This window comes from Paenibacillus uliginis N3/975 (assembly GCF_900177425.1).
GTDB classification, from domain to species: Bacteria; Bacillota; Bacilli; order Paenibacillales; family Paenibacillaceae; genus Paenibacillus_AQ; species Paenibacillus_AQ uliginis.
In genome coordinates this window covers 2,506,857-2,520,596 of record NZ_LT840184.1, presented here as the reverse complement: position 1 = coordinate 2,520,596, position 13,740 = coordinate 2,506,857, and the positions used below count along the sequence as shown (strand labels likewise).

Genomic DNA, 13,740 nt, shown 5'->3' with positions numbered 1-13,740 from the left:
ACGAAACTCGATAGATGGAATAGTATACACACCTCAACGTATGCAGACTCCAATAAATGTAACCATCAACGGTGAATTGCTGACATCTTCTTTCCCCTCTATTATGAGTAACAGTCAAATCACCATTCCACTAAAGGACACTGCAAAAGCACTGAGAGCAGAACTTGTGATTACCCCTTCAAGCAGCGATACAGCCAAAACCCTATACACGATTAAACATAATCAAACTTCAGCTTCCTTCCGTATTAATCAACTTCAAGGGGAGGTCAATGGGAAAAAAGTGACCTTGTCAAGTCCACCCTACATCACTCCCGGAGCGATTATGATTCCCGTCTCCCTGCTAAAGCAAATGGGCTTAGAAGTTACATGGAATAGCAAACTTTCAGAGCTTAGCATCAGCAGCAAATAGCACGCAACATGTTTATCATCGTTCGCTCCGTGACTATCAAAATAAACGAACGATAAAGACACGACCTTTGGGGTCGTGTCTTTATCGTAAACCAGTCCTATGTATATAAACTACGATCCTCTTCTGATCTCGTTAAATAATTACAAATTATCTACGCTGTTCAGCAGCAGAATAAGTCCGGCAATACACATGATCCAGGAAAGTGCCGATCCGGAGCTTTTGGCGATTTTTACCCTAAGCTTCTCTAATGGTCTTTGCATCAAACGACCAAATACGAGGTGAAATCCAAACAGCAATAAAGGAGGTAGAATCATGATGAAATTGTATCCAACCAATATGGGAACCCACTGAACGATTGGCAATTTCGCAGTGGTCATAAGCCCAATCGCCGCAAAATAAGGCAGTGCCATCGCCACCTCAATCAATGCAGTGGTAAGTCCGAGCCCGATCATCGCACCGATGCTTTTTGATTTTGGACGACGTGGTTCAGACGGCTTATTTGTAGGGACATAGAAACTGGCGATAAATAGGGCTCCACCAACTATAGCCATGATCCAGCTTACCGTCCGATTCTGAAACATGCCGGACATTGTTTCAAAAACGGCATCTAATCCGAGCATAAGCAAAACGCCAACAAAGAAGTAAAATCCTGCTACTGTTATCAAGTAAACGAGTAAACGTGGTACAAGCCGGTCCCTCTCAGCAAGTAGTAAATAAACGGTGACTCCTATCGTGGCTGGGCTTAGCATATCTAACAGTGACAAAGCCCCAACGGAAAGAAGCAGTTCTATGGTCAAAATCTCTCCTCCTGTTCAGGGTGTTCTTTCTTGCGAGCCAAATATATATCAAATGCTCGGTCCATCAGTTCAAGAAGTTCTTGTTCTATTGGGTATAAACCCATTTGCTCAGACTGATCCGGCGAGTTTCTGATCTCCCATAGTTTTTCTACGAAGGCGTCTTCTTCCCCAAAACTCTCCAATCGTTTCTCATCCATTCGTCCTACGATTCGTTGAACATCAGGCGATTCCGGTCCGTCGTTCATATGTCTTTTGAGCTGTCCCAGCAAAGCGATCCATTCCAGAGAGTCAGGATCGTCTCTATTCATGTTAGGAAGTAGACTCAGCAATTCCTTTTCGTGCTCTTCAAACATTTGATTACGGAACGCTTGCCTTAACGCCGTATCACTTCCCGATAGCTGGATAAGTTGTTGAATAACTGTCCAACTCTTTTCTCCTTCCACCGCGATACTATGAAGCAACCCTCGCAAAGCAGACTCTATTTGTTCTAACTTTTTTTGTTCATTAAGAACATAGTTTAATTGATTTTTCAAACTAGTTGACCAATTCCACTCTCGGTTCTTGAGCATGTCTGAAATTTCTTGGAGGCTGAAGCCTAAGCTTTTTAAAAATTGAATTTGCTGCAGCTTCTTTAATTCTTGATCGCTATACATCCGATGTTTCCCCTCTGTCCTCGCTGAAGGGATCAATAAACCGATCTGATCATAGTAACGCAGCGTTCTAACGGTGATACCCGTCTGTTTTGTTATTTTTTGAATAGGAATCGATTCAAACACCTGCTTTCTTTTTATCGTATAAACCGACTATACAAGGTGACGTTACGTCATGTTCAAGCCTTTTTACGTGAAATAAATATAAAGCAACATTAATCCTCTTTTTTAAAAGAAAATTTAATTAAATACCCAATCCCCAAACCGACTAGAACACCTGGAAATGCACTGCCAAGCATTAGCCCTATACCGGCACCAATAATTACACATGCGTAAATAACGATATCTTCTTGCTTCATCTTAACTCCCCCTTTTTTTCTATCCTTCTGCAGATCAGATCTGATCACCAATACCATTGTCGGAAGCAAATAAAGAGTTATTTTACGCTGGTTTGGCAGGATTTTTTCATCATACAAGATGACGTCGCGTCACTTACAAGTGTTTTTCTTGAAAAACCACTTGAAGGTGACGTTACGTCATCTAATACAATGAGATCTAGCAAACATAAGGAGTGGTTAAAATGAAATTCCGATTTATTATGCTTCTAGTTCTCGTCATGTTTTTACTAAGCGCTTGTGGGAACGAAAGTGGTGAGGCAACCGAAAATATACAAAGTGTCTCCCTTAAAGATGTAGATGTTCTTCAAATCGATCATGGTAGCGTCAAATTAAATGTGGAATCGGCAGATATTGACTCGCTAGAAGCTTCCTTGCTCTTTGATGACAATGGGCCGGGGATTGTTATGGATAAGAGTAAGAAAAAAATCAAAATTCGATTAAAAAGCGATGTCACTCGCATATTAAAAATTGGGAAAATGCCCCAGATTAAAGTACGCATTCCGTCTGATTATAAAGGAGAGGTGCTCATTGATGGTTCATCTGGTAATGTTGCGGGAAGTGAGTTACAAACCCATAAACTGGTGGTTAAAGGCAAGAGCGGCAACATCTCTCTTGATTTCGCGAAATTCCATAGCGATATTTCTGTTTCAGTTTCAAGCGGTAATGTGAAGTTATCGTTAAATGATGACACTCCGGATGCCAGTTGGCTCCTGCAATCAGGCAGTGGAAGTCGATCAATTTCCATTCCTTTGGAGGATCATCAACAGAGCAATAGAAAGACGGAAGGTCAATCGGGTAGTGGATTATATAAGGTTAATCTCAAAACAGGTTCGGGAAAAATATCAGTACAATAGACATAAAAATGGAGAGAAGCGATTCTACGCTTCCCTCCATTGAAATTGAACAAACTCAGCACTTGCTATAGGCATGTAATTGGGGGCTATTCTCCCCTTTTCGCTCACGCCTTTTGCCCGTTGTTAAAAGAAGCATTGTATAAGGTCTTTTTTAAAATATCTTTTACAAATTCAGTCTTGTGATTGCTGTATGAATCAATATCGAAACGATATGTTTCAGCAAGTCGTATTTTTAATAACTCATATTCTTTTCGAGCTTGTTCATTTGACCGCAAATAATCTCGAAATGCAATATGCTCTAAATATCCTCTTCCGACTTTAGGACATACATAAAGATGATATTTCATACATCCATCGTTAAAAATCCTCCGAAATGCTTCTCGTCCCTCTGTTCCTAAATTCCCCTCATGTTCATATCCTTCTTGTTCTAATCGTTCAACAATGCTTGGAAATACATCATAACTCTCAATGACGACATCAAGATCAATAATCGGTTTAGCAGATAAACCCTCCACTGAGGTGCTTCCAACATGTTCAATAGCTAGAATTAAATCACCGATATAACTCGATATCATCTTCTTAATCTTTTCAAATTCGGTTTTCCATTCAGGGTTATATGGAATAACTTCAATGATTCTTTTTCTTTCTGTCATGTTTACCTCCTTTGATTTGGATCATTTCTCGCTTATCCTTGTTGCATATTGATCATGTAGTTGTATACCTGCCTTTAATGATTCTTTCGTTTCTTTATCGATTAAGTCGATTTCAAAATCTAAATTACCGTAGCCATCTACAACTTCTAAAATTCGATAAATAATCTCGTCAACCAACTCATTTTGTATGAATCGAAAATCTCTTACTTGTTCTTCCGTATTTATGTGCTCACCTAATTTAATATACTCTTTTGGATAACTGCTCCAGTTTAGTTTCAAATCCTTATTTAAGCTCAATAGAGAGAAGTCAACATAATGTTCTTTTATTGAGACTAATTCTTCAAGAAACTTTGATTGTTTTTCATTTAGGTTTGACATAATCGTTCCTTCTTTAGGTAGTTGTATTTTTAGGATGTTGTTAGATGAAGCGTGCACATTCTCATGTAATGATTACGTAGTCTTTTCTCTAATATTAGAGATATACTTAAAAACAGTTTTAATTGGTGTGATCTGAAGTTGATTCTGTATGAGTTCTGAAATGAATTTCAATTCTTTTTGACGCGAAGAAATAGCTTTTTGGTAATGTTCTTCTATATCATGTAACATGTCTGATTCGGATTCGTACCAATCGAATCTTTCTAAAATGTAGAACTCTTTAAGTGTTAGAAAAACAGAAAAAAGATCACGAATATTATTGGCAACCAGCTTAACTGGATTGCTAAAGATCATGGGTTGGATGAATAAAATTGGAGCGGTATCTAAATCTTTAATAAGACCGTTCATTGTACTAAACGCAAAATGATCCCCTCCCGTTCCAGTAAACGCAAAAACAATTGCATCCTCGGGCGTACATTCATATTTCATTCCCTCTTCTTTACAGATGTAAATACCTATGAATTGATCTAAGGTTAGATCATGTTCCTTCTTCAATTCATCATCTAAACTTATCAAACTTGTTATCGTTGTTGAATCTATTATTTTTTTGTCCATACTTAACTATTCCTCAATCTCATAATGTATTCTTCTAAACTTACGATATTGCCTTTATCATCAATGATCATGGCTAACGGTCCATCTATAATACAAGCATTTTCAGAGTAAACATTATAGTCGACTGACCATTCCCCAGGAACACCGGTCACACCTAAAAATTCAATTGTGAACTTATTATTGTTGGGGTCTGAATTATATTCTATTTCAAATTGCTTTGCCAATTCAATTGCCTGCAGCCTCTGTCTTTTGTTTTTCAATTTACTTCATCCCCTTTAATCAAAACATTCAACTAATCGATGAATCAATTCAAATATTTTCGCATTCTATATAAATAATATACAAAAAGAATACCCAATGAGCCATTGGGTATCCTTTTTGTTGGTGTTATATTTCAATGATGATTGGTAAAATCATCGGTCTTCTCTTTGTCTGACTATAAATTAACCGGCCGATATTATCCTTTAATGTTTGCTTAATCACGTTCCACTGGCTCATTTCTGATTCCGTTAAGTTATCCATGATGGACTTTACATTCTCATGAATTTCGTTCATGAGTGCTTCAGAATCTCTCACATACACAAAGCCTCTAGAAATAACCTCTGGTGCCACAAGCATCTGCCTCTGATTTTTACTCAAGGTTGTAACGATGATTAGCATGCCGTCTGAGGACAGGTGTCTCCGATCACGCAGCACGATATTACCTATGTCGCCTATCCCTAACCCATCTACCAGGCTGTTACCAGCTGGTATCTTTGGTCCAAGGAGGGCTGTTCCAGCTTCAATCTGAACCGTCTCACCATTACGAACAATGAACACATTCTCATTAGGTATCCCTACTGATTCTGCCAGCAAGCGGTGCTGGTACAGCATCCGAAATTCACCATGTACGGGAATTAAGTATTCAGGTTTCATCAAAGTCAGCATTAATTTAAGTTCTTCCTGGCTACCATGCCCTGAGACATGCATACCTGCTGAACTACCTGATCCATAAATCACATTTGCACCCAGCACATATAAGTTGTCGATAACATGCGCAAGATTTCGTTCATTCCCCGGGATAGCTCCTGCAGCGATGATAACCGTATCACCGGGTAAAATTTCAATATGGGGATGCCTGGAGCTAGCCAGTCGTGACAGTGCGGCCATGGGTTCGCCCTGACTACCTGTGCACAATATCGCGATTTTCTCCGGCGGGTATTGCTCTGTCATTTTTGCATCAATCAGAAGATCATCGGGTAATTTCAAGTAACCGAGATCTTTTGCCACCGATACAACATTTACCATACTCCGACCGAGCAGAACCAACTTGCGATTGGTCTCCATAGCTGCATCGATGATTTGCTGGACTCGGTTTACGTTGGAAGCGAACGTGGATATGAATACCTGCTGTTCAGCCCTCGCAAACGCATCCAGAATATGTCCACCAACCGACCGTTCTGAAGGAGTAAATCCGGGCCTTTCGGCATTTGTGCTCTCAGATAGAAGCACCTTAACCCCCTGTTTACCGATATCAGCCATTCGGTGTAGATCGGGATAGGGGCCGCTTACGGGAGACATATCAAATTTAAAGTCGCCCGTGTGAACCACATTTCCTTCTGGTGTCTGAAAAAAGATACCCACGCAGTCTGGGATGCTGTGACTTGTAGCGAAAAAAGACGCTTGGATGGCACCAACATGAACAGTTGAATCTACATTTATTACTTGCAATTCAGCATTTCTTAGGAGGCCATGCTCCTTAAGCTTAATTTTTATCAATCCGATCGTGAGCTGTGTCCCATACACGGGAACATTCAATTGCTTCAGCAGATATGGGATTCCCCCGATATGGTCCTCATGACCGTGTGTCACGATTAGCGCTCTGACTTTATCACGATTTTCGAGTAAATAAGTAATATCAGGGACGATGAGGTCGATACCCGGCAGGCTTTCATCGGGAAATTTAGACCCGCAGTCAATAACAACTATATCCTGATCGTACTGGATCAGATACATGTTCTTCCCAATTTCATTCACGCCGCCTAGAGCAGCAATAAGCAATTTGTTCTCAGCGAGCTTCAAGTTTATGAAACCTCCTAGTGATTCTCTCTAAGCCGAGTATTAAGATGTTAAATTTACTCGTCTAATGAATCCAAAATATAAAATTGGAAACTTTCCTGTACTTATTATTTAATTCATCACAAAACTTATGCACCTTTCTTTATTTATGTAAAACGCCTTGAAACAAAGTTTCAAGGCGTGAACATTCTGGTATAATTGTTGTATTTGAATTACGAAGATATTTAATATTAGTGAGGTATAACATGGAAAATAAATATTAGAATAAGTACATAGAGTTATCAAAGGAATTTAAGTCTAGTAACAAGTCTCCTCAAAGCGTCGAAAAACTGTACGAGTTTTCAAATACATTAAAGACTGCTGAGGAAGATAACCAAGCGAGACTTATTTTATCCTATGTCTACTCTCTACTTGGTTACCATAAAAGTGCTTATGATATTTTCTTAACCGTTGCCGATTCTAATAATCGAAAAGATCAGAGTAAACTTTTTGAAATGAAGAAACTGGCAGATTCTCATGGAGATCGTTTTGTTATAAAAAGATTAAAGGCTAAAGTTGTTCAAAAAATAGAGAAATTAACAATGGAAAATGTTAAGAAGAAGGATGAACAAGGTAGTGATTGGCAAAACTATGAAATTGATAAATCGATCATTATTTTTGGGTATCTATTTGACGGGAAATCGTTAGGAATTACAGTTCATAATGATGTAGAGTTAACAAACAGTACAAATACTCTCACGGAGTACATCGATTGGCTTGGTCACTGTAAAGATGTTTTACAAAAATTCTACAATGAAAAATTTGAAGATGAAGCTGATGATGAATGGTACGAATCTTTAGAAGTGTATCGTGTTAAAGTAACTGTAATCAAGACAGGCGATACTTTTGCGGAAATTACATGTGGTGATAATATATGGTCCGATCATCTACTAGATATCGAATTCAATGGAAAAGAAGTTGAAACGATGGGTTATGACGGATAGGTTTTTTAGAGAGTATCATAGCCGCCCTTAGGGGCGGCCGGAGTTAAATCGAGATCGCCATTAAACACTGACTAATGATTCTCTTTCAACGTGTAAAATTCGATATAGCTCATCAAGCCTTTGTATTTGGTAGGTTGGAACAATATCCATGTTATTCGGCTTCATCTCAGGGTTGAACCAACATGTATCTAGACCAGCTAGCTGTCCGCCTGCTATATCCGCGCTTAAAGAATCTCCAATAATTAATCCTTGTTCCACAGAGAAGTTAGGAATTCGTGCAAAAACATAATCAAAATATTCCTTCATTGGCTTTTGGAAGCCCGTATCCTCAGAAACAAAAATATTGTTAAATAGTGGAAATAATGCAGAATCGCGCAAGCGTTTATACTGAGTCTTGGAAACGCCATTCGTTACAATATACAAGTCGTATTTATGGTGCAGGTCCTTTATTAATTCGAACGCCCCATGAACAAGTTGATGCCCTTCTTCCAAGTAGCTGCGATATTTCTTTTCCAATAGGACTCCATCTACCTCTTGACCATACTCCTTAAACAAGATCGAAAAACGTGTGTTCACTACCTCATCACGATCCAATGTTCCTTCTTCAAACGACTTCCAAAGACCTTGATTTATTTTTCTATAATGAGCTTTCAGTTCTGTGGTTAAGGGAATGTTGTGATCCTCGAAAAGCATACTCAGCGCTGCGTTTTCTGCTGCACCAAAATCCAATAGTGTATCATCTACATCAAATAATAAAGTCCGGTATTTCTTCAACATGATCTCTCCATCTCCTTACGTACACCGCCCAATTTATATACAATAGCGCCACCAACGATAACCAACACACCTAGTAACTGCTGAAATGAAAAAGGTACCTGCTCCAAGCCTAGCCAACCTAAGGAATCCCATAATAGAGCAAATCCCAGCTGTGAGGTCAGCACGATCGAAGTAGCAAGCGTAGGACCTAGCAGCTTTATTCCTTGTGTCAAACAAATGACTACACCTACTCCAATGACACCGCTGAACCAGTACCATAGCTTCATATTTTGCAAAGTAAATAAATGTCCTCCTTCAAAAAGGAGACCCGTCATAAGTGATGCCAAAAACCCCATGCCCAATACGATAGTTGTCGTGGTCCAAGTGCCTGCACGTTCATTGACTTTACTATTAAAAATATTTTGCAAACCGACTAACGAACCTGCAATCATCGCAAGTAAGAGTCCTTGAATCATAACCTTTGCACTCCCAATAGTAGTTTACATTCAGATGCATATCGTTATAGCAATACTGACTTGCTGCTTGAACACATGCGTTTATTCGTAAATATTGTGACCGGCGAGCGCTTGTAATCCTTCCCGATCCTTGACAAGGATGAACGCCTTGTTGCGTTCAATCAGTCCCTTTGTACTTAACTGATGAATTACTCGATTCAGATGTCTGTAACTCGTTCCAATTAAATCGGCTGCATCCATTAAACTGCCTGTAGAGAGCTGTCCTTTAAATTCAGAATTGGATTCATCAAAGGAGACAGATAATAAATAACTTGCCAATCGTACTTCTACCGGATACATCAAGTTGAAGCTCATAGAATTAGATTTGACGCAAAATTTTCGCGTAATAATATCTAACAAAAATTGCAGCAACGGAGGATATTCTTTTCCGTATTTTTTCAGCCAATGATGACGAACAACGATCATACAGACAGGCGATACGGCCTCAACCGTATTGATCATATCCATGCCTTGTACGTATTCAATATCACCCACTACCTCAAGTGGCGTCTTAAAAGAGAGAATAAGTTTCTTACCTTCCGGAGATGTTGTAGAGACTTTGATCTTACCTTTAACCAGAACGTATACATGCTCTGAAGGCTCTCCTTGGGAACAGATGCGTTCCCCTTGCTCATAGCTGTACAACGTTAAATACGGTAGCAATTGTTCAGGAAAAATAGATTGAATCTGGTGAGCATGCAAGTATAGATTAAGTTGCTCACGGTCGTTACTTTCTTTCATTACTCGGATACACCTCCAGCCCTTCCCTATTCCGTTCCGGAATTAATCAATCGATCACAAAGCTAATATTACAACACCAGCAATCATCATCCCAATGCCGATGAACTGTGGTAGTCTCTGTTTCTGCTTCACCACACCGAACCATCCATTTCGATCAATGAAAAAGGTTAGACACAGTTGGGCAATCAGTACAGCGGAAATCGTTAGGGTAGCACCAATCTGATGCATAGCTGTAATGTTACTAAAAATAATAATCGCCGCTAAGGCTCCGCCAGTCAAATATAGCGGCTTTACTTTCTTGAGCATTTTCCATTTTCCATCTCGGACGAACATCAGGACCAGCAATGCGATTATAAATCCTGTTAATTGAGTAACTGTCGCCGCTTGCCAGGTACCGATATCTTGGCTTATGCGAGCATTGGCGACACCTTGCAGCGTAATGAAGGCCCCACCAAAAAAAGCGAATAAAAATCCTCTCATTTGTTCTCCCTCGTGTAGATGTTTCCTTTATTACATAACGAACTCATGTATTTGCAAAGGACATATGTCCTCAAGGACAGCAAACCTACCTACTATTATGTTTCCAATTACTATGGTACTGCCGCAAAGGGCAAGCATACTTGTATTTGATATAAAAAAAGGAGTCTTGTCACTGGTAATGGTGACAAGCTCCTATTTTTATTCTAACCCTGTATCCTATCTTGAAAAGATTGATTTATCAATCCTTCTTTACTTACAGCGTACCAGATCATCCTGGATGATGCGGGTACCCGCTGCTCCTTCCAGAGCAAGATCAGCCTGATCCAGGGAACAAATGATAGCAATGCCGCCCTTTTCTGCAAAGCCTATGGCTGATTCCATCTTAGGCCCCATACTTCCGACACTAAACTGGCCCTCATCCGCATACCGCTTAACTTCTTCCAGTGATATCGTTTCCAGTGATTTTTGATTCGGCTTTCCGTAGTTCACATATACATTATGAACATCAGTCAGAATCATAAAGATATCTGCTTGCACATCCTGGGCCAGCTGATATCCGCTGCGGTCTTTATCGATGACGGCTTCCACACCGATAAGAGTCCCGTCTGGTTGCCGGGATACAGGAATACCTCCACCACCTGCAGCTATGACAATGGCTCCCTGGCTAGTCAGAGACTTGATTACATCCGCCCCAATAATGGATTGTGGCATTGGAGATGGAACTACACGACGCCAGCCTCTGCCTGCATCTTCTTTGACAACCCAGCCTTTGTCTTCAGCAAGACGCTTGGCCTCTTCCTCACTGTAGAACACACCAATAGGTTTAGTTGGATTTAGAAATGCAGGATCTTTCAAAGATACTTCCGTTTGTGTCAGGATGCTTGTAACAGCCTGATTTAATCCCAGTTTTTGTAGTTCATTTTTCAAGCATTGGTCCATCATATACCCGATAAAGCCTTGGGATTCCGCACTGCACACATGAAGTGGAAACGGCGGAACCACTTCTTTAGCTTCGTCCTGCTGACGCAATATATTCCCTACTTGAGGACCGTTCCCATGCGTAATAATCACTTCGTAACCTTGCTTCACAATGCGGGCAATCACTTCACAGCTTTTCTGGATATTTGCAATTTGATTCTCATAGGTTGCCTGTTGTTTAGGTTGTAGAATAGCATTGCCGCCAAGTGCAATCACAACTTTTTGTGCCAATTTGAATTCCTCCTAATAATCAGCATACCGATCAGTATGCCGAATGCTGTATCCAGACCTGAGCTGTGTCCTACACGCATCAATTCCCTGGTCCGCTTAATCAAGCTGTCTTCATCTTGTTGCAGAAGAGCATTCATGACATCTGTCACTGTTGAACTGAAGTTTCGCTTCAGCGCATACTTTAGGTATTCCCGGCTGATATCGGTAGTTAGTGCTTCTTTCTCCACCAGTTCAGATAAATGTAAGCGAAACGTATCCGTGAATATCCATGCTGTTGCATCCACCGCGAGCATTCCCGCCAGCATGTCATCTCCGGCAGGGGTCAGGCCTTTTCCCCGTCCAATCCAGTACCTGAGTATTTCGTCTATTTGTGATAAGTTCCGAACTCGTGCTGTATTTATTAACTGTATAATTTTTCGCTCACTATCCGAACAAGTTACATGAGCTTCGTTAAAGAAACATTCGATGAAATGATCTATCGAAATACCTGCACCTGTCGGCTGATTATGAATTAATAGCTCGGTTGCAAACGCATTCAGAAGATGGAGCAGCGATTCCGGCCGGTCCATTGTCGGTCCTATCCCAGATTGATAAGTTGCCTGAGGGTCTAATTTAATACAGAATGAAGAAAAGAGAAGAGACGATGTATCGCTGTCATAATGAATCATTTGATCTCCATCTTGCTTGAGCATAGAAATAAGCTTTGGCACTTGTTTGTCTTCCAGATGGATACCGAAAGGAAGCCGCCCGTTCTTCGTGCTGCCTATAAAAATAAGCCCATCTCCCATCAGGATATTCCAGCCATTGTTAAATATACTATGCACATATCCAGGCTTACCGCCTTGAAGGAGAGGGAGAACAGCTGCGCTGTATACTCCATCTGCCTGGATTAAATGTTTCATGCGACTGCCACTCTCCTCTATTCCTTCGTGTTGTTAAATGAGACCTAGTTTTTGGGCATACGCTTCAAGCGCTTTTTCAAAACAAGCTAGAGGTGCGCGAACTGTACCTGCCCCGATTTGACCTACTCCAGCCTCTTTGTGTGCTATCCCGGTATTAATTACCGGTGTGATGCCTGTTTCAACAACTTTTCTTGCATCAATACCGAGACAGATTCCCTGGAAGTTCCAAGTTGGGATCGTAAAGTTAGGGTTATGACCAATACAAATTTCAGCCATTTCATTGCTGGTTGCCAATGCATCGTCAAAACCGCCCGCACCTACGAAGCGGGTCACACCAGGAGCTGCCACCATGGCCATGCCTCCTACACCGAATGCCTCCGTAATGGCGCTATCACCGATATCAGGATTCGCCATTTCTTGGGAGTAACCGGTAAAGAATAAACCTTGTGGTGTATTAACTGGTGCGGTAAACCATTCGTCTCCCATGCCGCTGATTCGTATTCCGAAGTTTTGGCCATTTCTAGACATCGCCGTTACGACAGTACCGTGCTCAATCATTCTTGCAGCATCCAGTACCGCTTTAGAAGTTGCCATGGCAACATTCAGGAAAAACTGATCGGTATCTGCAAGGAACTTCACTACAGCCAATTTGTCTGTTTCGGTTGAATCTGTTTGCAAAATATAAGGACTTATTTCTTTTAAAAATACGAGAGAAGCTGCGATATTACGCTGATGGAATTCGTCACCCATTGTGATTGCCTTCGCGATCATCACATTAATATTCAAGCCTTGTTCAGTCTGTTGCAGAGCTTTAGAAAGGGTAGGTCCCAGCACATCTCTCATCCATTGCAGACGCTGAATGACCTCTTCGGAATAGGCTCCGAAGCGCAGTACTTTTCCGATTCCTTCATTCATGGTACAGAAGGCGCGGTTACCATCTGTCTGATTTTCAACAACCAGAAGCGGCATGTTGGCGGAAGTGATTCCGCCCATAGGCCCCACAGCTTTGACATGATGACATGGAATGAAGGTTACTTCTCCTTGCTCCAGCATGGTCATCGCTTGTTCTTCGTTCGTTGCCCAACCTTCGAACAAGACCGCCCCGATACAAGCGCCCTGCATGGGGCCTGTCATGTCTGCGAATTCAATGGGTGGACCAGCGTGCAGAAGCACTTGTCCTTTTAATTGGTCTACTACTGATTTGGCAGGAACGACATCTACCAGGAAAGGGGCACCGGCTACAATTTTTTGAATGACTGCCTGATTTGCTTCATCGATTGTTTGATAAGATCCGTACATGCTGCATTTCTCCTTATTGTTTATTTAAGAGGTAGTTCAAACTTTA

At 40.9% G+C, this 13,740-nt stretch carries 18 protein-coding genes; 3 read left to right on the top strand and 15 right to left on the bottom strand.

From position 1 onward, the window contains the following. The first annotated feature begins 40 nt into the window (after positions 1 to 40). Positions 41 to 409, top strand: a complete 369-nt coding sequence (locus tag B9N86_RS12000) for a stalk domain-containing protein (RefSeq protein WP_208919423.1) — start codon at positions 41 to 43, stop codon at positions 407 to 409. A 140-nt stretch (positions 410 to 549) separates the two neighbouring features. Here B9N86_RS12000 and B9N86_RS11995 read toward each other — a convergent pair whose 3' ends face one another. The 3 genes from B9N86_RS11995 to B9N86_RS11985 form a co-directional block, all read right to left on the bottom strand. Then, complete coding sequence (locus B9N86_RS11995) at positions 550 to 1,206, bottom strand: GAP family protein (RefSeq protein WP_208919422.1); 657 nt, start codon at positions 1,204 to 1,206, stop codon at positions 550 to 552. Continuing rightward, positions 1,203 to 1,982, bottom strand: a complete 780-nt coding sequence (locus B9N86_RS11990) for a MerR family transcriptional regulator (RefSeq protein ID WP_208919421.1) — start codon at positions 1,980 to 1,982, stop codon at positions 1,203 to 1,205. The genes B9N86_RS11995 and B9N86_RS11990 overlap by 4 nt, the downstream gene beginning before the upstream one ends. Positions 1,983 to 2,071: 89 nt before the next feature. After that, positions 2,072 to 2,215 carry a hypothetical protein gene (locus B9N86_RS11985; RefSeq protein WP_208919420.1) on the bottom strand — a complete coding sequence of 48 codons (144 nt, stop codon included), beginning with the start codon at positions 2,213 to 2,215 and terminating at the stop codon, positions 2,072 to 2,074. A 221-nt stretch (positions 2,216 to 2,436) separates the two neighbouring features. Between B9N86_RS11985 and B9N86_RS11980 the strand changes: the two genes are divergently transcribed. Beyond that, positions 2,437 to 3,108, top strand: a complete 672-nt coding sequence (locus tag B9N86_RS11980) for a DUF4097 family beta strand repeat-containing protein (protein WP_208919419.1) — start codon at positions 2,437 to 2,439, stop codon at positions 3,106 to 3,108. A 104-nt stretch (positions 3,109 to 3,212) separates the two neighbouring features. Here the strand turns inward: B9N86_RS11980 and B9N86_RS11975 are convergent, their stop codons facing one another. From B9N86_RS11975 to B9N86_RS11955, 5 genes are all read right to left on the bottom strand, one after another. Next, entirely contained in the window at positions 3,213 to 3,761 is a 549-nt protein-coding gene (locus tag B9N86_RS11975) for a GrpB family protein (RefSeq protein WP_208919418.1), read from the bottom strand. Between the two features lie 21 nt (positions 3,762 to 3,782). Next, entirely contained in the window at positions 3,783 to 4,139 is a 357-nt protein-coding gene (locus B9N86_RS11970) for a hypothetical protein (protein WP_208919417.1), read from the bottom strand. A gap of 72 nt (positions 4,140 to 4,211) precedes the next feature. Beyond that, entirely contained in the window at positions 4,212 to 4,751 is a 540-nt protein-coding gene (locus tag B9N86_RS11965) for a hypothetical protein (RefSeq protein ID WP_208919416.1), read from the bottom strand. A 2-nt stretch (positions 4,752 to 4,753) separates the two neighbouring features. After that, on the bottom strand, positions 4,754 to 5,011 hold the full coding sequence (locus B9N86_RS11960) for a hypothetical protein (protein WP_208919415.1): 258 nt from the start codon (positions 5,009 to 5,011) through the stop codon (positions 4,754 to 4,756). A 127-nt stretch (positions 5,012 to 5,138) separates the two neighbouring features. Further along, positions 5,139 to 6,812, bottom strand: a complete 1,674-nt coding sequence (locus B9N86_RS11955) for a ribonuclease J (RefSeq protein WP_208919414.1) — start codon at positions 6,810 to 6,812, stop codon at positions 5,139 to 5,141. 491 nt (positions 6,813 to 7,303) lie between these two features. Here B9N86_RS11955 and B9N86_RS11950 point away from each other — a divergent pair, with 491 nt between their 5' ends. Further along, complete coding sequence (locus B9N86_RS11950; RefSeq protein ID WP_208919413.1) at positions 7,304 to 7,792, top strand: hypothetical protein; 489 nt, start codon at positions 7,304 to 7,306, stop codon at positions 7,790 to 7,792. Positions 7,793 to 7,852: 60 nt separating this feature from the next. Here the strand turns inward: B9N86_RS11950 and B9N86_RS11945 are convergent, their stop codons facing one another. The 7 genes from B9N86_RS11945 to B9N86_RS11915 form a co-directional block, all read right to left on the bottom strand. Beyond that, the gene (locus B9N86_RS11945; protein WP_208920269.1) at positions 7,853 to 8,566 is read right to left on the bottom strand and encodes a YjjG family noncanonical pyrimidine nucleotidase; all 714 of its coding nucleotides are present in this window, start codon (positions 8,564 to 8,566) and stop codon (positions 7,853 to 7,855) included. After that, positions 8,563 to 9,024 (bottom strand): DMT family transporter, encoded by a 462-nt coding sequence (locus tag B9N86_RS11940; protein ID WP_208919412.1) that lies wholly within the window; start codon positions 9,022 to 9,024, stop codon positions 8,563 to 8,565. Before B9N86_RS11940 ends, B9N86_RS11945 begins: the two co-directional genes overlap by 4 nt. Positions 9,025 to 9,105: 81 nt before the next feature. Then, entirely contained in the window at positions 9,106 to 9,804 is a 699-nt protein-coding gene (locus B9N86_RS11935; protein ID WP_208919411.1) for a Crp/Fnr family transcriptional regulator, read from the bottom strand. A 54-nt stretch (positions 9,805 to 9,858) separates the two neighbouring features. Further along, positions 9,859 to 10,284 (bottom strand): DMT family transporter, encoded by a 426-nt coding sequence (locus B9N86_RS11930; protein WP_208919410.1) that lies wholly within the window; start codon positions 10,282 to 10,284, stop codon positions 9,859 to 9,861. A gap of 249 nt (positions 10,285 to 10,533) precedes the next feature. After that, positions 10,534 to 11,493, bottom strand: a complete 960-nt coding sequence (gene arcC, locus B9N86_RS11925) for a carbamate kinase (protein WP_208919409.1) — start codon at positions 11,491 to 11,493, stop codon at positions 10,534 to 10,536. Next, positions 11,475 to 12,395 carry an oxamate carbamoyltransferase subunit AllH family protein gene (locus tag B9N86_RS11920; protein ID WP_208919408.1) on the bottom strand — a complete coding sequence of 307 codons (921 nt, stop codon included), beginning with the start codon at positions 12,393 to 12,395 and terminating at the stop codon, positions 11,475 to 11,477. Before B9N86_RS11920 ends, arcC begins: the two co-directional genes overlap by 19 nt. Before the next feature lie 33 nt (positions 12,396 to 12,428). Beyond that, complete coding sequence (locus B9N86_RS11915) at positions 12,429 to 13,694, bottom strand: YlbE family protein (RefSeq protein ID WP_208919407.1); 1,266 nt, start codon at positions 13,692 to 13,694, stop codon at positions 12,429 to 12,431. Positions 13,695 to 13,740: the final 46 nt, after the last annotated feature.